This is a genomic window from Rhizobium grahamii (assembly GCF_009498215.1).
GTDB classification, from domain to species: Bacteria; Pseudomonadota; Alphaproteobacteria; order Rhizobiales; family Rhizobiaceae; genus Rhizobium; species Rhizobium grahamii_A.
This window is the reverse complement of sequence record NZ_CP043499.1, coordinates 1231520-1251854: the sequence shown is the minus strand read 5'-3', so window position 1 is coordinate 1251854 and position 20335 is coordinate 1231520. Positions and strand designations below refer to the sequence as shown.

Below are 20335 nucleotides of genomic sequence, written 5' to 3'. Positions count from 1 at the left end.
GGTTCGGAAACGCCGGCGTTTCAAAGCCCGCGCAAGCGGCGGATGTGGTCGAGCCTATCGCGAATGCGATGCCTGATATCGTCGTCCTGGCGCTCCATGGCATCGAGCATTTCATGCATCGTGCCGCGAAGGCCATGAATCTGGTCGACGAGGTCGATGATCAGGTCGACACCCTCGTCATTGACCCCCATGCGTTGAGTAAGGTCGAGGATCAGCTCGGCACGCGCGACATCGGCCGGCCCATAGTGGCGCCGGCCATCCTCGGCCTGCGGGAGGAGCCAGCCCTGATCGAGCCAGATTTCCAGCACCGTGACATCGACCTTCACGATCCGGCGAAATTCGAGGTCGTCCATCCTTATTCTCCCATCGCTTTTCGCGGATCCTGAGGATTGGTCTCGGCCCAGCTGCTGATGAGCTCGGCGAGTTTAGGATCCGGCGCTTCGGGCAGCACGATCCTGACGGTAACGTATGCGTCTCCGGCCCCACCGCCGCGCTTTGGCACACCCTTGCCCCTCAGACGCAATACCTTGCCGCTGCTGGAATTCGCCGGCAGCGTGACGTTCACCGCACCTGATGGCGTCGGGACGCGTATCTTGCCCCGAGGACTGCTTCCGAAAGCGAGATCGGCAGGTCGAAGCGAATGTCGTCGCCGTCCCGGACGTAAAACCGGTGCGGGCGAACCTTGATCTCGACAAGAGCGTCGCCCGGCGGACCGCCGTTCATGCCCGGGTCGCCCTTGCCCTTCAGGCGCAGCGTTTGCCCGTCGCGGGTTCCCGCCGGGATCTGGAGGTCAAGCGCTGGCCCCTCCGGCAAGCGGATCTGGGTCTTCGTCCCGTTGAGGGCGTCGAGGAAATCGACCTCCATCGAATAGTGGCGGTCGTGTCCTTGCGAGCGGAACTGCTGGCCGCGCGACCGGCCGGAGAAGAAGCTCGAAAAAATGTCGTCGCTGTCGCCGAAGTCGGCAAAGCCCGACCCGTTGTGATACGGGTTCTCGGCGCCGGATGCGGACGCATATTCGCGGTAATAGTTTCTTGGCGCCTGTTCAGCACCGGTCATGTCGATCTCGCCGCGATCAAATCGCGCGCGCTTGTCTTCGTCGCCGAGAATCTCATAGGCCGTCGAGACTTCCTTGAATTTCTCTTCGGCTGTCTTGTCGCCCGGGTTCAGATCGGGATGGAGTTTCTTGGCAAGCTTTCGAAATGCAGTCTGAATGTCCTTCTGTGTGGCGTCTTTTTTCACGCCGAGAAGCTCGTATGGATCGCGGCTCATTCATGTCTCCGATGTCGCCGACGGAAATCGCCGGCCTGTTTGCGCCTAATATAGGTTTGGCTTTTTGCAACGGCGAGGGGCGCCGACCGGCTGCGTTGCTGAGACGTACGTTCGGCCCGGAACCGTCCCGGGAGAGCCTGTGAACAAGTGTCTTCAATTACGTATCGATTGATTAAATCAAATTGATTGAGTAAATGAGGCGCGGCGATATCTTCCAGTTTAAGAAATCGAAAAATGCGATCTCAGGGGAAGGCGCGGCATCGCCGCTTAAAGGCGCCATGTATCCCGATGCTCGCGAAGAGGTGAACATGTCAATAAAGCTTCCGCCCGCTCTCCGGCTGGAAACGTCGTGGCTCCCGGCTTCGGAGGGACGAAGCCAGGCTTACACGCTCCATCTGAAGAACCTGTCCTCAAAACCGATCGCAGGCTTTACGCTATGTATCAGCGGACCGGGCCGGGTTGATCCAGCGGTTCTGATCGAGGGAGGGACGGTCGGGCGCCGCCTGTCGAATTTCACCGAATTTCTGCCGCCCGAAAATTTCGAGCTCGGCGCTGGCAAGACATGGACGTTGACGATCTCGGCCCTCAGCTGGCCGTTCCAGCATTGGACTGATGGTGCGACCGGCGCCTATGTGGCGTTCGGTGACGGTAGCACGCAGTCCCTCGCGGTCGAGCCGACGCGCTCGCTTGCCAACAATGCGCCGCTGAAGCGCGGCGCTGAGATCTATCCTGTTCCTGCCAATCCGCCGGTGCCTGTGGCGATCGTCCCGTGGCCGAACGCGGTTTCGGTGTCGGGCAAGCGCTCTGTCCCGCCAGGGTTCGCAATCAGCTCCGCTGATCCCCGGGCAACGGCCGCGGCAGCTGCCTTCACCGGCCTCGTCGACCAGCTCTTTTCCGTCGAAGGGATCGTGCGACCAGCATCCGAAGGCGGAATGCCTGTCGTTCTGGAGGTTGCCGATGGCTTCTCGGCGGAAGCCTATCGCATCACTTTCGCCGCCGATGCCGTTCGCATTGCGGCCAGCACGCAGACCGGTCTGCTCTACGGCTTGATCACACTCGGCCAGGTCTGGCGCGGAGCGCATCTCTATCCGAATGCGTTCCGCTTTCCGGTCGAAGGCGAGATCCGCGATGAACCGTCCATGGGCTGGCGCGGCTTGCACCTCGACGTTGCCCGCCAATTCTACGGCAAGGCTGAGATCAAGAAACTGCTCAGCGTTCTCGCCTGGAACAAGGTGAACCGCTTCCATTGGCACCTGTCCGACGATGAAGCGTGGCGTGTCGAGATCGATGCCTATCCAGCATTGACCGAGGTTGGAGCCTGGCGTGGACATGGCCTGGCTATTCCACCGCTGCTCGGGTCCGGCGCGGCCCGTACCGGTGGCTACTACACCAAGGATGCGGTGCGGGAGATCGTTGCTCACGCCAAGGAGCTTGGGATTGAAATCGTGCCTGAGATCGATGTCCCCGGTCACTGCTTTGCCATGCAGCAGGCTATCCCGGAGCTGCGCGACCCGCAGGAAGCCGGAAGCTATTACTCGGTCCAGGGTTTCCCGGACAACTGCCTCAACCCGGTTCGCGAGAAGACCTATGAGGTGCTGGAGACGATCCTGCGCGAGTTGATCGAGCTGTTCCCATTCAAGACGATCCATATCGGTGCCGACGAAGTGCCGCTGGGCGCCTGGTCCGGCTCACCCGAAGCGCTGGCACGCTTGCGCGAGATCGGTGGCGATACAATGGCCGAGGTCCACGCCAAACGTCTCAACGTCATTACCAACACGCACGGTGCCGACGACATCGACGGATCGGGCGCTGCGGTCCTGCAGTCCATTTTCCTCGCAAGGGTTCAGAAGTTCCTTGCCGAACAGGGCTGCATTACGGGCGGATGGGAAGAAGCCGCGCATGGCAACGTCATCGACAAGACGAAGAGCTATCTCTGCGGTTGGCGCAGTGTCGAAGTCTCGGCCGCTCTTGCCGGCCAGGGTTATGAGATGGTTGTCTGCCCCGGGCAGGTCTATTACCTCGACATGGCAAACAGCCCCGATTGGGATGAGCCTGGCGCCAGCTGGGCCGGGTGGTCGGAACCGGAGACGCTGTATAACTTCGATCCTGTCGAAGGCTGGAGCGATGAGCAGAAGAAGAATCTACGCGGTATCCAGGCCTGCATCTGGTCGGAACCGATGACCGATCGAGCCGTCTTCGATCGGCTGGTGTTCCCCCGTATCTCGGCGCTTGCCGAGAGCGCATGGACGAGACCGGCTGATAAATCCTGGGAACGCTTCCGGGCAGTCGCCGGCCTGATGCCTGTGCTCTACGCCTATCCCTGAAGCGTCAGCCCAGGGGTTTCTGCAGTATCTCGAACTGCGGGTTTGTCTCGGAAAAAATTGGAAGCGCCGCGGATCCCAGAACCGCGGTGTCTCCACCGCTTACGCCGATCAGAATGCGCGGCAAACCGCGGTCAGCGGCGGGATCGACGGGCGGGTAAAGAGGCTCCAGGCGATCGGCAAGCAGGTTCAACAGCGAAGGCGGCATCGAGCCGCCCAGCACGATTGCCTGTGGGTCGAAAGCAAGTTCCAGAAAGTCGATCGTCTGACGCATGGGCTCGACCGCGGCCTCTACCCAGGCATCCGTCGCCTCGCGGTTTGCATCCAAGAGCGTCTCGATCTCTTCTGCTGACTGTTTGCCGGCAACTTCGATACCGAGATGTTCATAGGCCGAGCCGAGCGAGACATAGCGGTCGAGGCATCCGTGCTTGCCGCAGGGGCAGGGGCGGCCATTCGGCACCACAATGATGTGCCCGATCTCCCCGGCATTCTGGTGGCTTCCCCGATAGAGGTGACCATCCAGGAACATGCCCGCGCCGACCCCTCTGCCGAGAAAAAGATAAACGAAGCTATGCAAGCCGCGCGCGACACCGTGTAGCCGCTCGCCGATTGCCGCTGCTGTCGCATCGTTTTCGACCCGCACCGGAACGCCGACCAGGCGCGCAAGCTCGGAAGCAACGGGGAACTCTTGCCACCCCGGCAGGGTGGCCGGGCTGAGCGCCGTAACGCCTTCGGCGGCGTAGCGCCCGGGCATCGCAATACCGACGCCCAGCAGGCGATCGCGATCGAAGCGGACGCTCGCTTGCAGAGCTTCGACGATGCCAGCGAGGATCGGCATCGCTTGCTCGGGTGTCGGTCGATCCACCGGCCTTTCAATTCTGTCGCGCACGCGTCCCGAGAGATCTGTCAGGACGCCAACGGCATGATCCCTCTCAAGCTCCAGGCCAATGGAATAGGCGCCATCGGGGTTGATGGAATACGGTGTGATAGGCTGCCCACGGGCGATCTTCTGTGGTGCTTCCGCCTTGAGAAGTTTGGAGCTCACCAGCTCTTCGACGATGTTCGATACGGTCTGGATGCTGAGGGCTGTCATCCTCGCAAGTGCGGCGCGCGACAGGGGCCCGTTCGTCCGTATCGCCTCGATCACGACGCGACGGTTATGGGATTTCGCCTGCTCGAGGTTGGTGCCTGCAATTGCCTTCATGGTTCCGCCTTGTGCGACAGATTGTGCGCCGCCTGCAGGCAACGCGATCCTTATCGCATAGGGGTTCGGCGCGCGGATATCCAGCCAATTACAAAGGGTTTGGCATTTGCACGTTCAGCCGGGAGGCATGAGGAACGAGTTGATCGAGAATTCCGGCGAAAAGCCGGACGCCGTCAACCGCCGCTTCGCGCTTGCGCTTCAGGCCGTTCTCGCCGGGCAGGCGCACATGAGACACGCCGGGGCGAGGCGGATTGCTGCGGCAGGTCTCGGCCAGCCATCCGGTCTGCCGCAGAAAGGCATCGCGGCCGCCAAAGGCTTCGGGATCGAAGACCTGCACGGTAACCGCTGCGTTCGTGCCCTTGAGCTCGTCGACCCGGCCAAGCCCTGCAAGCCCCTGCGTGAATGCCTCGACATGGAGCGCCATGCCATAACCCTTCTGGCCATGATCAAGCCCGCCAACCGGCATCAGCGTGCCGCCGCGTTCGATAACGCGGGGATCGCGACTGGGTTCTCCATTCTCGTCCATCAGCCATTCATGGTCGTACTGCCGGTCGTCGCGAACCAGGCGCTGCGCCATGTTGACCGTCGTGATCGAGGCGCTGATATCGATGAGGATCGGATCACCGGGCGTCGGAATGCCATGGGCGACCGGATTTGGCGTGTAAACACCTTTTCGGCCACCAAACGGCGCCACCTGCGCGCCTGATGGGCTCGAGCTGGCGATACTGACCATAAAGCCACGATCGGTGGCGATGGAAAGATAGGCGGCCAAGCAGCCGATATGGTGGCTGTCGGCGATCGCGATCGTCGCCGTACCGTAGGTCGCCGCGCGCTCGCAGGCCAGCTTCACGGCCTCCGAGGTTAGCCATGCACCCGGAAGGCGGCGTCCACGCCATGCGATCGCCGGTCCGCGATCGGACACAACCTCGGGCATGCCTTCGCGCGTCATCACGCCATCGGCAATGCCTTGAAGATACCAGCCGGCCAGTGCCAGGCCATGCGTCGTGTGTCCCATGAGGTCGGCTTCGACGAGATAATGCGCTACGGCGGCCGTCTTTTCCTCTTCGAGCCCGGCGGACGCAAAGAGGGCCTGCGCAAATTGGCGAAGGGTATCCGGTGCGAAGCGATGCTCTGATATCTCGGCCATGATCTTCTCCATTCATTGACGGCGGTCTGCCGGATCAGCGTGCCAGAAAGCGCGGGTGCAGCGTTTCGCCGCCAAGTACGGCGAGCACGTTCTCCGCGGACATGACGGAAACGGCACGTTTCGCATCGAGCGTGACCCCGGCCACATGTGGTGTCACCAGCGTGTTCGGCAATTGGAAGAGCGGATTGTCGATGCCGGGCGGTTCGACCGCAAAGCTGTCGAGGCCGGCTCCCGCGAGATGGCCGTCTTCGAGAGCGGCGATCAATACCTTCTCATCGACGACTTCGCCGCGCGCCGTGTTGATCAGAAACGCTCCCCGTTTCATCAAGCCGATGCGACGCGCGTCGATCAGGTTCTGTGTCTCTGATGTCAGCGGACAGTGAAGGCTGACGATGTCCGAATTCACAAGCAGCGTGTCGAGATCGGTTTCGCGCCTGATGTCGTCGCCGAAGGCACTATCCGGGGTATGAGGATCGAAGGCAGAAACGATCATGCCGATGGCGCCCGCCATTTTGGCAAGCGTCTGCCCGATGAAGCCGAAACCGACAAGGCCAAGGCGCTGGCCGCGCAGTTCACGCCCCCCGTACTGGTTCTTGTCCCAGATACCGTCCCGGATCAGCGCGTCCTGACGCGGCAGATCCTTGACCAGCGCCATGATCAGCGCCAGCGCATGCTCGGCGACGGAGTGACCGTTGCTGCCCGTGGTCATCGACACCGGAATGCCGAGCGCCGTTGCAGCCTTGACGTCGATATCGTTGGTCCCGACGCCGTGCTTGGCGATATGCCGGAGGCGACCGCCTGCCTGCATTTCTTCGGGTCCAAGCAAGTCAGTGAGCAAACGCACGATAACGGCATCGGGGCGATGGAGGTCCATAACCTCGATGACGGCCTGCCTGTCGATATAGGGCGGTGTGGCGACGACATTCACGCCGGCGTCCTCCAGAACTGCGCGGCCTTCAGGCGCCAGTTCTCCACCCAGAATGACAACAGTTCTTTCCATCGCTCATCTCCTCCAACGAGCAAAGCGGTAGACGGCGCGGTATCGCGCCGTCGATGAGGTCAAAAGCCTTTCGGTGGTCAGGCCGCCTGGCGGCGGGGAGACCGTGCCATCAGTCGCGCGTAGGCGATGGCGGAGAGCATGTTGACGTGGTTTGCCTTTCCGGTGCCGGCAATATCGAAGGCCGTACCATGGTCCACCGACACGCGATCGATCGGCAGGCCGAGGGAGACGTTGACGGCTGTATCGAAAGCAATGAGCTTGATCGGGATGTGGCCCTGATCATGATACTGAGCGATCACCAGATCGAAGGCGCCATTGTAGGCGCGGGCAAAGACCGTGTCGGCGGAAATCGGGCCGACAACGTCGATGCCTTTTCCCTGTGCCAGTTCGACCGCCGGCGCGAGGAATTCGCTATCTTCGGTGCCAAACAGGCCGTTCTCGCCGCAATGGGGATTGAGACCCGCCACCGCGATCCGCGCCTTCTTGCCCAGACGCATGAAGTGATTGTGTCCTGCTTCGATCGTCGCGAGAACGCGCTCGGTTTTCGCGCGCTCGATGGCGCCCTTCAGCGAGATATGAGTCGAGACGTGAATGGTGTTCAGACGCTCAGAGGCGAGCAGCATGAAGGAACTCTTCGAACCGGTCAGGTGCGCCAGCAGGCCCGTGTGGCCGTCATAGTGGTGGCCTGCAAGGTTCATCGCCTCCTTGTTGATCGGCGCCGTGACGATAACATCGGCATTTCCCGACATGGCAAGATCGACTGCGCGGCTGATGTAGCGCACGGAGGCGTCGCCTGCGACCGGGCTGACCTTGCCGATCTCCGGCAGTGCAGCACCGAGGTCCACTTCGTCGACCGCGATCTTGTCGGCGCCTGCCTCGCTTGCGAGCGCGAAGGAGAGCCCGGTCGCCGCCGTGCGGTTCGCCCGCTCAAGCGCTTCGGTATTGCCGACGATGACAAAATCTCGCCGTTCATGCTCCGGCATGGCGGCGAGCGCCTTGACGATCACCTCCGGACCGACACCCGCCGGATCGCCAAGCGTCACGGCGACTTTCGCATTCCTGTCCATCACTCAAGGTCCTCTTTAGATAAAACGCACGCCTCAGAAGGCTGCTTCGTAAATCGAGCGGATATCGGCGCGCGACAGGTCGCGCGGATTATTGTCGAGCAGTCGACGAATGGCAAAGGCGTCGTCGGCCATGGCGTCAAGATCGCTTTCCGGCACGCCAAGGCCTGACAGTTTCATCTCGATGCCGAGGTCGGCGCAGAAGGAATAGGCGGCATCGAAAACGGATCCGATTTCGTCGGAGGTCCTGCGGTCCAGCGCCTCCATGACGGCACGGGTTTTCTCCGGCACCGTGGGCGTGTTGAACGCGAGCACGTGGGGGAAGATCAGGGCGTTTGCAGCACCGTGCGCGACATGCCAGCGCGTGCCGAGCGGATAGGCGAGTGCATGGCCGCCGGCTGTATTGACCGGACCGAGACAGAAACCGCCATAGAGCGATGCCAGCGAAAGGCCGGCCCGGGCCTCCGCGTCCGACCCGTCCTTGACGGCGCGGGCAAGATACTTCCCGACGAGCCGCGTACCCTCGATCGCGTAGAGATCGATCATCGGGTGAGACTTCCTGTTGGTGAAAGCCTCGACGCAATGCGCCATCGCATCGACGCCGGTTGCCGCAGTCGTGCGGGCAGGTACGCTGAAGGTCAGCGCCGGATCGACAACCGCGATGTCGGCCAGCATGTGCATGCTCTCGACGGCAAGCTTTGCCATCGTCTTGGGATCGGTAACAAGCGCCCGGATACCGGCCTCGCTTCCGGTGCCCGAGGTGGTCGGCACTTGAGCGAGGGCAACGCGGCGCGGCCCCTGGACCTTGTTCGGACCGACAACCTCATGGAGCGTCTGCGACGAGCCGGCGAGCACCGCAGCGAGCTTCGCAAGATCCATGGCGCTACCGCCACCGAAGCCGACGACGAGCTGGGCATCGGCTGCGTTCGCCGCCGCCAGCACCTTGTCGAGATTGGTGATATCGGGCTCCGGCGTCACATCGGCGAAGACCGTGACATCACCCTTGAGAGCAAGTGTGTCGACGCGGGTCGCGTTGAAGGCGTCCGAAATTACAAGGATCCGGCTATACCCCTTGTCGCTCGCCCACTTGCCGAGGCGCTCCGCGGTACCGACGCCGAACTCAATGGCATGAGGACGGATGATTGTGATAGGTGAATCCAAGCTGGGCACTGGACCACTCCTCCCTGCAAGTGTCGCGACAATCGCGTCGCCAAGATGTAAATTTGTTATACAATGCTTCGGCGTTTGGCAAGCGGCGACGTTGTCTTGCTCGAGAAAATTGCCAAGCTTGCTTTGAATTGCGACGTGCTTGTTAGCTTATCTATTTGATTTTAGTAACTAAATTACTATTTGTGCGTTATTTCGCGTAGGAGCGTATTGTTGCTGGCCGTGATGCGTTGAAATTCCGTAACTTGTTAATTTGACGTGCGGATCCGGCGCAAGTGCGTGCTTAACGCTGCGCCGGATCAATGTCCGTTCACAAGTGGTAACCCGTTTTCGCGTCAGTCAATCGCTTCAGGGGAAAGCCTGACGTACTTTATGGCCCGCCGATAATAGGTGTAGGCGACATGCAGGGTGCCATCGGCGCCCTGGATGACCGACGGATACGAAAACTCGCGATTCACCGAGTCTTTCGAGTTGTTGCTGAGGCAGTATCCATCGCCGGTATCGAGGTCCCGCCGTTGCGGGAATGTCCATCCACCGTCTGTCGAGAAGGCAAGGCTGAGCGGGGCGCGTGGCACGCCCCACACGGCCTTGCGACGATCGATCGCCTGCGTCGGCGCTGCTTCCGGTTCCTCTTCGCCTTCGATCTCGTCATACAGAGATTGACGGCGGGCATCCGACATCGATGCGTTCGAATGGTTGTAAACCATTGCGATTGCGCCGTTTTTCAAGCCTGCGGCCTGGATCGACGAGTTGTTGTTCGGCAGGTCGATGGGTTTGGGGGCGCTCCAATGTTCGCCGCCATCGCTCGACCGGCTCGACAGAACCGATTCGGAGAAACGGTTCCGATAGAAGGCCACGAGATCGTCGCCGTCGAGGGACACGATGTTCATGTGAACCGCGCCGATGCTGTCCGGAACTTCCGTCATGAGCCAGTTCTTGCCCTGATCGCGGGAGATCAGGACGCCGGCGGTGTCGACATCGCCCGTCCAGCGTTCGCCAGGCAGGCCAACACAGCGAAAGATTGGCAGAAGCCAGGTGCCGGCCTTGTTGACGATGATCGGTTGCCGCACAAAAGTGCCCGGCGCCTCGCAGAGAACATATGCTTCGCCGAAGGTTGCGCCACCATCCGACGAGATCCGACATTTGACAACCGAGCCGTCCTGGTTGCCTGCCGTCTGAGATGTGTAGAGAAGCCAGACCTTGCCATCGGGTGCGTTGAAAATCAACGGGTTCTGTTCCGATTTCGCCGGGTCGTCAGACATTTTCTCAGGCTGAGACCAGCGGGTCGCTCCCGGAGCAAGGCGCGACATGTAAATCGAGATGTCGCCCATTCCCTCCATCGTGCCGCCGAACCAGACGCAGGTCAGCGTTCCATCGGGCAGGAAAGCAAGGTTTGCTGCATGGTTTTGAATGCAGGGGGAGGGGAGGTAGGCGTCGAAACGCCCTCTCTCGGTCGTATGAGGGGTGACGTCGCCGGTCATCAGTGCCGGCACGACCTCGGGCGGTAGACCTGTAAAGCTCATGGTTTCGCTCCTTACGGCAGCTTGGCATAGGCTTCGGAAAGGGCGGCATAGTCGGCATCGCTGACCGGCATCAGCGGTGCGCGAGTGCGCCGCCAGGCTGCATTGCCGGTCTTCAGGCCCACCATTGCCTTGATCGTCGGGATCTGCACGTAGGAATTGGAGAGAGTTCGGTAGGCGTTGATCCGGGCCTGCGCGGCTTCGACTTCGCCGGCGTGCGCCTCGTCGTGGACCTTGTCGTAGACTGTACGCAGGGAGTCCGCGACGAGATTGGATGTCGCGGTGATGCAGCCTGCGCCACCTGCTTTCAGAAGGGGTAGCAGCAGCGGATCAGCGCCAGCCAGTACCGAGAAGCCGGGGTAGGCAGCGATGATCGCCTGCATGTTGTTGAAATCGCCTGCAGATTCCTTGATGCCGACCACGGTGTCCGGGAAGGCTTCGATCAGCCTGCCGATCAGCGGGACGGAAAGCGGAACGCCCGAAACCTGCGGGATATGGTAGAGGATGACCTGCAATCTGGTGTCAGCGACCTTTTCAAGGACCTGAGAATAGGCGGCAAAAAGTCCGTCGTCCGAAACGCCCTTGTAATAGAAGGGGGGCAGCATCACGACCTTCGTGACGCCGAGTTCCAGGGCGTGCCTGGTCAATTCCACGGTCTCCGGAATGGCGACCACGCCGGTTCCGGGAAGCAGCTTGCCGGCCGGTACGCCCGCCTTCAGCGCGGCTTCAAGGATCTTCCGGCGCTCGCTGGAGGAGAAGGAGTTCGCTTCGCCCGTCGTGCCGAGAAGCGCCACCCCATGGCAGCCTTCTTCAAGCAGGCGCTGGCAATGTTCGGTGAACAAGCCGAGATCCGGGCTGCCATCTTCGTTGAGTGGCGTTGCCGCCGCACTGAAAACGCCTGTAATCTTGTGATCGTTCATATCGTCCTCCTCGACGAAGGCCGCATAGACAGCGGCAAAGGCGGGAGCCAGAGCCCCGCAAGATGTGGGTTTCTTCATCCCCGCAGAGCATGTTGTCAATATGACAATACGCGCAGGTTCTTGATTGATTTTTTAATGCATTGAAAAATATAAATAAAATATTTTGGCTTTTCCGGATGGGGGATCGTTGATTAATTTATGTTGACATATTTACATTATCGAGCGAGTGTCTGCGGCATGTCGTGACGCACTTTCGGGATAGAGTGGAAAGTGGAGACGTCATCGATTTTGCCATGGGAGGACAACATGACTGATCGCAATGAAGGGAAATCTGCGCAGGGAACGCAGATGTCGCGCCGCGAGGCTTTGAAACTCGGCCTAGCTGCCGGCGTTGGGCTGACGGTATTCGGGATGAATGCCCGCATCGTCTTCGCTGATGAGGGGCAGGTTTTGAAGGTCGCGCATCCGGCGTTCGACCAGGACTGGTCGCCGCTGCGCGGCGGTGGTCGCCCGTTCCGCTGGAACTCGATCTGGTGGGCTTCGCCGATGTATTTCGACAGCGAAGGCAAGATCAAGCCCTACGTCTTCACCAGCTGGGATTCGCCCGACAACAAGGTCTGGACCTTCAAGATTGACCCCAAGGCGGTCTTCTCGGACGGCAGCAAGATCACCTCGGCTGATGTCAAGGGCTCCTGGGAAGTTGCTTCCATGCCCAATACGAAGAGCCAGCGCGCCGACCAGGTGCTGAGCAAGGTTCAGGGCTACAAGGAAATCAGCGGCGGCTCCGGCAACGAACTGACCGGCGTTGCAACGCCTGATGAAGGCACTGTTGTCGTCACGTTGACGGAAGTCGATCCGATCTTCTTCATGCGCCTTGCCAACCACATTGCCCCCATCACCAAGGCGGCACAGTCGCGCGGCAGTGACGGCGAGGAAGTTGCCGATTGGTACAAGCCTGACAGCAAGCCGGTTTTCTCCGGTCCGTTCAAGCTGACCAGCCTCGACATCGATGCCGGCAAGCTGGTCTTCGAACCGAATGAGAACTTCTTCGGGCCGAAGCCGAAGCTCGCGCGCATTGAAATCACCTCGGTGGAAGACAACGTCACCGCGACCTCGCTGATCAATTCGGGCGAGTTCAACGCTCACACCGAACTCGTGACCTCCACCATCATCCAGGATCTCGGTCCGGAATTCTCCTCCGGTCCGTTGATCCCGACCAGCCAGCACTTCTGGTTCAACGTCACGCGTGCCCCGATGGACGACCCGAAGGTTCGCCAGGCGCTGATCATGGCGATCGACCGCGACGGTCTCTTCAAGGCTTCCTATCCGGATGGGCCGCACAAGAAGGCGGATCAGATCCTCAATTCCGTGCCCGGCGCCGACAATTCCGGCTTCGAGCCCTACCCGTACGATCCGGCTGCCGCCAAGAAGCTGCTCGCCGAGTCGAGCTATGGTGGCCCCGAACGTCTGCCGAAGATCCTCTTCGTCGGCATCTCGGCGCCGGCGATCGAAGCCGCGGCCCAGTTCATTGCCGAACAGTGGCGCCAGAATCTCGGCATCACGGCCGTCGACATGAAGCCGCAGCAGGACTCCTACGCCGGTCCGGACCAGAATGCGGTACAGATCTTCCGTGACGACGTCGGTACGCGCGTGCCGGACGCTGTCTCCTATCTCGCAGGCTGCATCGCCTCGACCTCGTCGAACGCGCAGAACAAGCTTGGCGGATACAAGAACGAGAAGGTCGACGCTGCTCTTGCCGAAGCTGCCACCAAGGCTTCCGACGATCCGCAGCGCATCAAGCTCGCCCAGGATGCCCAGAAGGCATTCCGTGACGATTGGGCGTTCATTCCGTGGTATTCTCAGGCGATGTCGCGCTGGGCTACCAAGGAGGTCAAGGGCATGGAAAAGAACCTCGACTGGCAGGTCGTTGCGCCTTGGGACATTTCCGTCGGCTGAGCCGTCGCACGTCCCGAATAGATAGCCTCTGGCAAATTAGCAACCGCGCGAAGACCGCAAGGCCTTCGCGCAAGTTTCAAGAAGACATCGCATGTCCGCGTTGATGCGGAAAGGTGTCTGCCAACCGGTGGGAGATGACCTTGTTACGCTACGTGCTAACCCGGTTTGCCATCTGGATTCCGTCCGTCCTGATAGTGATGCTGGCCGTTTATGCGCTGGCCTTCTACGGCGCCGGCGATCCTATCAAGTTGATCTTTCTGCGCGCGCCCGGCGATGTTGCCTATAACCCGCAGCGCATCGAAGCCATCCGCGAGAGCGCTGGCTTGAACAAGCCCTTTATCGAGCAGTTCGGCTTTTACATCTGGAACCTGCTGCATGGCCAGTTCGGCAACTCGCTGACCTCGGGCCGTTCGGTATGGGCCATGGTTTCGGCTGCCGCTCCCGTTTCCTTTCAGCTGGCGCTCTGTTCCATCGTTCTCACTGCCGTCGTCGCCATCCCGCTCGGCATGATCGCGGCGCTGAACCAGAACACGCGGCTCGACTACACGATCCTCGGCAGTGCGCTGTTCCTCTGGGCGATCCCGGCCTATGTTGCCGGTCCGCTGTTGATGGTCGCTCTGATCGTGCTGCTGCCGATGATCAAGGTTCCCTATGGCTGGGGCGGTGTCCTGGACGTGCGCATCCTGCTGCCGCTGATCGTTCTGTCTTTCCAGCCGATCGCGCTGATCGTTCGCCAAACACGCGCTGCAGTCATCGAAGTCCTGTCGGAGGATTTCGTCCGGACGGCGCGCGCCAAAGGCGTGCCCGAGATCATCGTGGCGCTCCGGCACATCCTGCGCCCTGTGCTGACGCCTGTCGTCACCCAGCTCGGCCTGATCATGATCACCATCGTCAATGGTGCGATCTTCGTTGAGCTCGTTTTCGGTCTGCCCGGCCTCGGACGCCTGACGGTTCAGGCGCTGACCAATTCCGACTATCCCGTCATCCTCGCAATCACGCTGATCGGTTCCTTCCTGGTCATGGCCTCGAACCTTCTGGTCGACGTGCTTTATCCGCTGCTTGATCCGCGCGCCAACGATGCAAGAAGGAGCCGCTGACCATGTCCGCCATCCCTCTCTCCACGATCGAAGCCACCCAGGAAGAGCCGCAAGTCAACCTGTGGCGCGATGCCTGGTACCGCCTGAAGCGCAACAAGCTTGCCCTTTTCGGTCTGGTTGTCGTGCTGATCCTCGCCTTCACCGCGATCTTCGGTCCCTATCTGACACCTTACGACTACCTGACCCAGGATCTGCAGGCGCGAAACGCCGTTCCGTCGCTGCACCATCTGTTCGGAACGGATGACCTTGGCCGCGACGTCTTCAGCCGCGTCGTGTTCGGAACCCGCACCGCTTTCCTGGTGGCGATCGTTGTCACCGTCATCGCCGTTACGATCGGTCTTGTTCTCGGCGCCGTCGCCGGCTTTTTCGGCAACCCGTTCGACAGCGCCATCATGTGGCTGACTGACGTGACGATGTCGGTGCCAAACCTGCTGCTGGTCGTCGTCATCAACGCATCGCTGAAAACGCCGATCGCGAAGTGGATGGAGGCGCAATACATGGCGACCCTCAATCCGTTCTATCGCCAGACGATCTGGGTGGATTTCTTCCTCGTCTTCGGCTCGATGGCGCTGATCTCCTGGCCGCCTTATGCCCGTCTCGTCCGTGCGCAGGTCCTGTCGATCCGCAGCCGTCCCTATATCACCGCGGCGCAGGCGCTCGGCCTCTCGAACTGGGTGATCATGAAGCGCTACGTCGTGCCGAATGCGCTCGGCCCGCTTATCGTCTCGGTCAGTGCTGGTCTCGGTACCGCCATGGTCCTGGAAAGCGCCTTCAGTTTCCTCGGCGTCGGCGTCAATCCGCCGACCCCGAGCTGGGGTAACATGATCTCGGACGGCCTGCGCGTCTGGCAGCATTATCCGCATCTCCTCGCCGCACCGGCAGCCGTTCTCGGCCTTGCCTCGGTTGCTTTCAGCTTCCTCGGCGACGGCCTCAACGACGCACTCAATCCGCGGGGCAGCAAGTGATGAACACGACCAAATCCAATGAAAGACTGCTCGACGTTCGCGGCCTGACGGTCGAAATCGACGGGCGCAACGGACCTGCCGTTGTCGTCGACGGTATCGATCTCCACGTCAACAAGGGCGAGACACTTGGCGTCGTCGGTGAATCCGGCTGCGGCAAGAGCCTGACGATGTTGAGCCTGATGCGGCTGCTGCCGAACAAGATCAAGGTCACCAAGGGCTCCGCGAGCTTCAATGGCAACGATCTGCAGAAGATGTCGAACAAGGAACTGCGCAAGGTGCGCGGCGGCGATATCGGCTTCGTCTTCCAGGATCCGATGACATCGCTCAATCCCGTGATGCGTATCGGCGACCAGATCTGCGAACCGCTGATCTATCATCGCAAGATGAACAAGGCGCAAGCCCGCGTGCGTGCTGTCGAGTTGCTCAGACTCGTCGGCATCCCGGGACCGGAGGAGCGCCTGCAGGCCTATCCACATGAGCTTTCGGGCGGCATGCGCCAGCGCGTCATGATCGCGATAGGTCTTGCCTGCAATCCCAAGCTCTTGATCGCGGACGAGCCGACGACCGCGCTCGATGTGACGATCCAGGCGCAGATTGTAGACCTGGTGAAGGATTTGCGGGCCAAGCTCGGCATGTCCGTTGTCTGGATTACGCACGATCTGGCGCTGATCGCGGGTCTCGTCGATCGTGTCGCCGTGCTTTATGCCGGAACCGTGGTCGAGGATGCGCCGGTCGACGAGCTCTACGCTCGCCCGAGCCATCCTTACACGCGCGGCCTTCTGGCCTCCATTCCTAAGCTTTCCGATGCACCGGCAAGCCGGCTTTCCTCCATCGGCGGCACGCCACCGGAACCCGGTCGCCGACCAAAGGGCTGCCCGTTTGCGCCGCGTTGTCCGTTGGCCGAGCCGGTGTGCCACGAGCGCGTGCCGAAGCTCGAGCCGATCGCTGGCGCCGGCAATCATCGGGCTGCTTGTTTCGTTGTCCAGAAAATGCAGGAGGCTGCGTGATGGGTGCACAACCGCTTCTCAAGGTGGAAAACCTGGTCAAGCATTTCCACGTCAAGCTCGGCGCCTTCGGCGAGCGTTCAGCGACGGTCTATGCGCTCGACAACGTCAATCTCGATATCATGGAAGGCGAGACGCTCTCGCTCGTCGGCGAATCCGGTTGCGGCAAGTCGACGACAGGTTTCACCATCCTCAACCTCTACAAGGCGACCTCGGGCAAGGTCGTCTACAAGGGCCAGGATCTGGCGACGCTGGATGAAAGGCAGATGCGACCGTTCCGTCGCGATCTGCAGATCGTGTTCCAGGATCCTTATTCGACGCTCAATCCGCGCATGACGATCGGTGAAGCGATCGGTGAGCCGATCCTGTTCCACAAGCTTTGCACCAAGGCCGAGTTGAAGGACAGGATCGCGACACTGCTCACCGATGTCGGTCTGCCTACGCGCTTCGCGCAACGCTATCCGCACGAGCTTTCCGGCGGCCAGCGCCAGCGCGTGGTCATCGCCCGAGCGCTGGCATGTCAGCCGAAGTTCATCGTTTGCGATGAGGCGATCTCTGCTCTCGACGTATCGATCCAGGCGCAGATCATCAACCTGCTGCTCGACCTGCAGGAAAAATACGGGCTGACCTATCTGTTCATCGCCCACGACCTTGCCGTCGTGCGCCATATCAGCACCCGCGTCGGCGTCATGTATCTCGGCCGCCTCGCTGAGCTTGCGACCCGCGAGGAACTGTTCGACAATCCGCTGCATCCCTACACCAAGGCGCTGCTGTCGGCCGTTCCGGAAACCGATCCGGAACTGGAGCGCAGCCGCAAGCGTCAGATCTTGCAGGGGGACGTGCCGAGCCCGCTCAATCCACCGACCGGCTGTCGCTTTCATACGCGTTGTCCTGTCGCGATGGACGTCTGCGCCAAGGTCATCCCGGAATGGAAAGAGGCCAAGCCAGGTCACCTCGTCGCCTGCCATGCAGTCAATACGGGAACGAATGCATGACGCTTCAGGTCGCGGTCATCGCCGATGATTTGACCGGTGCGCTCGACACGGGAACGCCGTTCGTCGACGCCGGACTGTCCGTCGCTGTCGCGATCGAAGTCGATGCAATTGCGGACGCGCTTGCGAGCGGTTGTGATGTGGTCGTGGTCAACACGGCCTCCAGGGCTCTCCCGGAGAAGGATGCGGCAAGAAGGGTTAAAGCTGCGGCTGAGGCCCTTCTTGCCGCCTCGCCTCGGATCGTTCTGAAGAAGATAGACTCTCGCCTCAAGGGCAATGTTGCGGCGGAAAGCGCGGCCCTGGCTTCCGTTTTCGGCCATGAGGCTATCGTGGTGGCGCCGGCCATTCCAGATCAGCAGCGCCTGACACGGAACGGCTCGGTGGTCGGTCGCGGCGTCGATGTGGCCTTGCCGATTGCTGATCTCTTCGACGGTCATGACTGGTCTATACTGGTGCGTGACGCTGAAACCGATCGCGATCTTGATGGAGTGGTTGGCGCGTTTGACTGGACGAGAAACCTTGCGGTCGGCGCCCGCGGCATCGGCCTTGCGCTTGCTCGCAAGATTGGCGGGCCTGATCGGGTGGAAAAAGCCCTTGCCACGTCTTCCCGTACTGTCTTTGCCTTCGGCTCTCGCGATCCCATCACGGCGGCGCAGATGGCCCAATTGGAGGCGTCGGGTGCTTTGGCCGCGTCGTTCGATGCACCCATGGGTAGGCTGCCGTTGGACATCCGGCCCGACTTGCCGGCTCTTCTCCGTTGCACGGGGGAAATGACGGTTGAGGCGACTGATGTTGCCCAACGGTTCGCGAGAGGCGTAAAATCAGCGGTGGTTGCCGCGCGCCCCGAGGTGCTGATGGTTGGCGGCGGTGATACGGCCCTTGCGGTGTTTCGCGAATTGGGGATCCGTGTCCTGAGGCCGAAGGGCGAGGTCGAGGCGGGGATTCCGTGGTTCGATGTCACGACGGCCGATGGCCTTGGTCTTCGTTGCGCAGTAAAGTCCGGGGGCTTCGGGAATTCTGATAGTTTGCTAAAACTGGTTGCGCAGAATCAGACGGCATAGGTAATGCCGGCGGGGAGAATGAAGGTGGACGAAGCAAGCGGTGTATCGGCGAAAGCCCAGTCGGCCCCGGCAGCCAAGCCGGAGCGGGGCAAGGCCGTGAAACTGGTCGATCGCGTATTTGACCAGTTGCAGGAGCGCATTCGCTCCGGAAACTATCCGCCGGACTCGCGCCTTCCCGGGGAACACGAACTCGCGTCGATGCTCGGCGTTTCGCGTCCGATCGTGCGCGACGCGCTGGCGCGTTTGCGCGATCAGGGTATCGTCTATGCCCGTCAGGGAGCAGGTACCTTTGTCAGCGCTCACGGTTCCCCGACGACGCAGCTCTCCTATTCCCCGGTCAAGACGATCGCGGATATCCAGCGCTGCTACGAGTTTCGCCTGACGATCGAGCCAGCGGCCGCCTACTTTGCCGCCAAGCGTCGCGACGAGGCCGCAATCCAGAAGATTGCCGCCGCACTCGCAGATCTTCGCGAGGCGACCAGTCATCAACTCCACCGCACCGATGCCGACTTCATGTTCCATCGCGCCGTCACCGAGGCCGCCAACAACCATTATTATACAGCCTCGATCGATGCGTTGAAGGCTCACATAGCGGTCGGCATGCATCTGCACGGACTGTCGTTGCTCGGCCCGCGCCAGGGCCTCGAAGAGGTCTACGAAGAGCACAACAAGATCTATCGCGCGATCGCCGAGGGACATGCCGACGAGGCGCGGGCCTTGATGAAGGCACACCTTGAGGGGTCGCAGGGTCGTCTTTTCGAGGGTAGGGCCCTCGACCTGTCGTTCTAGGATGGCATGTCCGTCGTCAAAGTTCGGCGAGTGCCAAGGTATTCGAACGGCGGGCGATATTCCTGTCGTTCAGTTTTATGTCAGGGGCTCAGGCTAGACACTCCGGCGTCATCAATCGCCGAAAGGTCTGTTTCAATGTCTAAGTTCGTAGCTTGTGCCGCCTTTGTCGTTGCTTCCGCATTCTTTGCGCTTCCCGCCTTCGCCGAACAGACGGTGAAGGTCATGGAAGATGGTGAGGGCGGTAGCGCAATGTCGCTCAAGATCGATAAAGCGAGTGTCCCGGCAGGGGAGACGGTGTTTACGGTTCACAACAGTGCAATGACCGAAGAACACGAAATGGTCCTCGTGAAGCTCAATTCCGCAGATCAGGTCGTACCCGTCATCAAGTCCAAGCATCGGATAGATGAGAAGAAACTGAAGAGCATCGGTGAAGTATCCGATCTGAAACCCGGTGCGGATGGCCAGTTGAAGGCAAAGCTTGCTCCCGGGGCCTATCTCCTCCTTTGCAATATCAAGGGCCATTACGAAGCAGGCATGCAGGCTCGCCTGACCGTTACGCCGTGACGATAATGCGGCTGCGTTTTTGATCCGCAGACCTGCAATCCGGCGCCTTGCGCCGGATTGCATTCAAACGGCCGGCCGCAGACCGCTTTCGCTTTGGCGCGTCGGCATGCTGCCCGTGGCAAACTTCAATGGTGACGTCCGTTGCCTGATCTTGCCGGTTGTACTATTTTAGGCCCTGTATGGCATTGTCCTCGACATGGGTTCGGGCGCTATTGGGAAGGGTGCCTTGAGTTTACTTGATGAGGATTTTGATTGTGTTGGGCTCTACTTCGGAACACCCGAAGCGCCATGCCTG

At 60.9% G+C, this 20335-nt stretch carries 17 protein-coding genes and 1 pseudogene; 9 read left to right on the top strand and 9 right to left on the bottom strand.

Annotated features, from left to right (window positions below; genetic code table 11):
- Positions 1 to 20 precede the first annotated feature (20 nt).
- The gene (locus FZ934_RS24615) at positions 21 to 353 is read right to left on the bottom strand and encodes a MerR family transcriptional regulator (protein ID WP_153273433.1); all 333 of its coding nucleotides are present in this window, start codon (positions 351 to 353) and stop codon (positions 21 to 23) included.
- Between the two features lie 2 nt (positions 354 to 355).
- Positions 356 to 1269 (bottom strand): annotated as a pseudogene (locus tag FZ934_RS24610) (DnaJ C-terminal domain-containing protein).
- Between the two features lie 308 nt (positions 1270 to 1577).
- Between FZ934_RS24610 and FZ934_RS24605 the strand changes: the two are divergent.
- Positions 1578 to 3593 carry a beta-N-acetylhexosaminidase gene (locus FZ934_RS24605; protein ID WP_153273432.1) on the top strand — a complete coding sequence of 672 codons (2016 nt, stop codon included), beginning with the start codon at positions 1578 to 1580 and terminating at the stop codon, positions 3591 to 3593.
- Positions 3594 to 3597: 4 nt separating this feature from the next.
- Here FZ934_RS24605 and FZ934_RS24600 read toward each other — a convergent pair whose 3' ends face one another.
- The 7 genes from FZ934_RS24600 to FZ934_RS24570 form a co-directional block, all read right to left on the bottom strand.
- Positions 3598 to 4794, bottom strand: coding sequence for an ROK family transcriptional regulator (locus FZ934_RS24600; RefSeq protein WP_153273431.1), 1197 nt, complete (start codon positions 4792 to 4794; stop codon positions 3598 to 3600).
- Positions 4795 to 4882: 88 nt separating this feature from the next.
- Positions 4883 to 5941 (bottom strand): Ldh family oxidoreductase, encoded by a 1059-nt coding sequence (locus FZ934_RS24595; protein WP_153273430.1) that lies wholly within the window; start codon positions 5939 to 5941, stop codon positions 4883 to 4885.
- A gap of 34 nt (positions 5942 to 5975) precedes the next feature.
- Positions 5976 to 6941 carry a hydroxyacid dehydrogenase gene (locus FZ934_RS24590; protein WP_153273429.1) on the bottom strand — a complete coding sequence of 322 codons (966 nt, stop codon included), beginning with the start codon at positions 6939 to 6941 and terminating at the stop codon, positions 5976 to 5978.
- Positions 6942 to 7018: 77 nt separating this feature from the next.
- Entirely contained in the window at positions 7019 to 8008 is a 990-nt protein-coding gene (pdxA, locus tag FZ934_RS24585; protein ID WP_153274025.1) for a 4-hydroxythreonine-4-phosphate dehydrogenase PdxA, read from the bottom strand.
- 33 nt (positions 8009 to 8041) lie between these two features.
- A complete protein-coding gene (locus FZ934_RS24580) occupies positions 8042 to 9175 on the bottom strand; it encodes an iron-containing alcohol dehydrogenase (RefSeq protein WP_153273428.1) in 1134 nt (377 codons plus the stop codon).
- A 332-nt stretch (positions 9176 to 9507) separates the two neighbouring features.
- Entirely contained in the window at positions 9508 to 10695 is a 1188-nt protein-coding gene (locus FZ934_RS24575; RefSeq protein WP_153273427.1) for a sialidase family protein, read from the bottom strand.
- Between the two features lie 11 nt (positions 10696 to 10706).
- Positions 10707 to 11612 carry a dihydrodipicolinate synthase family protein gene (locus FZ934_RS24570; RefSeq protein WP_153273426.1) on the bottom strand — a complete coding sequence of 302 codons (906 nt, stop codon included), beginning with the start codon at positions 11610 to 11612 and terminating at the stop codon, positions 10707 to 10709.
- Positions 11613 to 11918: 306 nt separating this feature from the next.
- Between FZ934_RS24570 and FZ934_RS24565 the strand changes: the two genes are divergently transcribed.
- The 8 genes from FZ934_RS24565 to FZ934_RS24530 all read left to right on the top strand — a co-directional run bounded on the left by FZ934_RS24565 (position 11919) and on the right by FZ934_RS24530 (position 20040).
- On the top strand, positions 11919 to 13568 hold the full coding sequence (locus FZ934_RS24565) for an ABC transporter substrate-binding protein (RefSeq protein WP_153273425.1): 1650 nt from the start codon (positions 11919 to 11921) through the stop codon (positions 13566 to 13568).
- A gap of 140 nt (positions 13569 to 13708) precedes the next feature.
- The gene (locus tag FZ934_RS24560; RefSeq protein WP_153273424.1) at positions 13709 to 14665 is read left to right on the top strand and encodes an ABC transporter permease; all 957 of its coding nucleotides are present in this window, start codon (positions 13709 to 13711) and stop codon (positions 14663 to 14665) included.
- A 2-nt stretch (positions 14666 to 14667) separates the two neighbouring features.
- Entirely contained in the window at positions 14668 to 15630 is a 963-nt protein-coding gene (locus FZ934_RS24555; protein ID WP_153273423.1) for an ABC transporter permease, read from the top strand.
- Positions 15630 to 16637, top strand: a complete 1008-nt coding sequence (locus FZ934_RS24550) for an ABC transporter ATP-binding protein (protein ID WP_153273422.1) — start codon at positions 15630 to 15632, stop codon at positions 16635 to 16637. The genes FZ934_RS24555 and FZ934_RS24550 overlap by 1 nt, the downstream gene beginning before the upstream one ends.
- Positions 16637 to 17629 (top strand): ABC transporter ATP-binding protein, encoded by a 993-nt coding sequence (locus FZ934_RS24545; protein WP_153273421.1) that lies wholly within the window; start codon positions 16637 to 16639, stop codon positions 17627 to 17629. Before FZ934_RS24550 ends, FZ934_RS24545 begins: the two co-directional genes overlap by 1 nt.
- A complete protein-coding gene (locus FZ934_RS24540; RefSeq protein WP_153273420.1) occupies positions 17626 to 18687 on the top strand; it encodes a four-carbon acid sugar kinase family protein in 1062 nt (353 codons plus the stop codon). The genes FZ934_RS24545 and FZ934_RS24540 overlap by 4 nt, the downstream gene beginning before the upstream one ends.
- Positions 18688 to 18705: 18 nt before the next feature.
- Positions 18706 to 19476 carry a FadR/GntR family transcriptional regulator gene (locus FZ934_RS24535; RefSeq protein WP_056821624.1) on the top strand — a complete coding sequence of 257 codons (771 nt, stop codon included), beginning with the start codon at positions 18706 to 18708 and terminating at the stop codon, positions 19474 to 19476.
- Positions 19477 to 19611: 135 nt separating this feature from the next.
- Positions 19612 to 20040, top strand: a complete 429-nt coding sequence (locus tag FZ934_RS24530; RefSeq protein WP_153273419.1) for a sulfocyanin-like copper-binding protein — start codon at positions 19612 to 19614, stop codon at positions 20038 to 20040.
- Positions 20041 to 20335 lie beyond the last annotated feature (295 nt).

Bases quoted from the DNA above. Each gene is read 5' to 3' on its own strand.
- FZ934_RS24595 (WP_153273430.1), bottom strand. From the start codon at position 5,941: ATGGCCGAGATATCAGAGCATCGCTTCGCACCGGATACCCTTCGCCAA.
- FZ934_RS24570 (WP_153273426.1), bottom strand. From the start codon at position 11,612: ATGAACGATCACAAGATTACAGGCGTTTTCAGTGCGGCGGCAACGCCA.
- FZ934_RS24590 (WP_153273429.1), bottom strand. From the start codon at position 6,941: ATGGAAAGAACTGTTGTCATTCTGGGTGGAGAACTGGCGCCTGAAGGC.
- FZ934_RS24615 (WP_153273433.1), bottom strand. From the start codon at position 353: ATGGACGACCTCGAATTTCGCCGGATCGTGAAGGTCGATGTCACGGTG.
- FZ934_RS24565 (WP_153273425.1), top strand. From the start codon at position 11,919: ATGACTGATCGCAATGAAGGGAAATCTGCGCAGGGAACGCAGATGTCG.
- FZ934_RS24530 (WP_153273419.1), top strand. From the start codon at position 19,612: ATGTCTAAGTTCGTAGCTTGTGCCGCCTTTGTCGTTGCTTCCGCATTC.
- FZ934_RS24545 (WP_153273421.1), top strand. From the start codon at position 16,637: ATGGGTGCACAACCGCTTCTCAAGGTGGAAAACCTGGTCAAGCATTTC.
- FZ934_RS24550 (WP_153273422.1), top strand. From the start codon at position 15,630: ATGAACACGACCAAATCCAATGAAAGACTGCTCGACGTTCGCGGCCTG.
- FZ934_RS24535 (WP_056821624.1), top strand. From the start codon at position 18,706: ATGAAGGTGGACGAAGCAAGCGGTGTATCGGCGAAAGCCCAGTCGGCC.
- pdxA (WP_153274025.1), bottom strand. From the start codon at position 8,008: ATGGACAGGAATGCGAAAGTCGCCGTGACGCTTGGCGATCCGGCGGGT.
- FZ934_RS24605 (WP_153273432.1), top strand. From the start codon at position 1,578: ATGTCAATAAAGCTTCCGCCCGCTCTCCGGCTGGAAACGTCGTGGCTC.
- FZ934_RS24555 (WP_153273423.1), top strand. From the start codon at position 14,668: ATGTCCGCCATCCCTCTCTCCACGATCGAAGCCACCCAGGAAGAGCCG.
- FZ934_RS24540 (WP_153273420.1), top strand. From the start codon at position 17,626: ATGACGCTTCAGGTCGCGGTCATCGCCGATGATTTGACCGGTGCGCTC.
- FZ934_RS24600 (WP_153273431.1), bottom strand. From the start codon at position 4,794: ATGAAGGCAATTGCAGGCACCAACCTCGAGCAGGCGAAATCCCATAAC.
- FZ934_RS24575 (WP_153273427.1), bottom strand. From the start codon at position 10,695: ATGAGCTTTACAGGTCTACCGCCCGAGGTCGTGCCGGCACTGATGACC.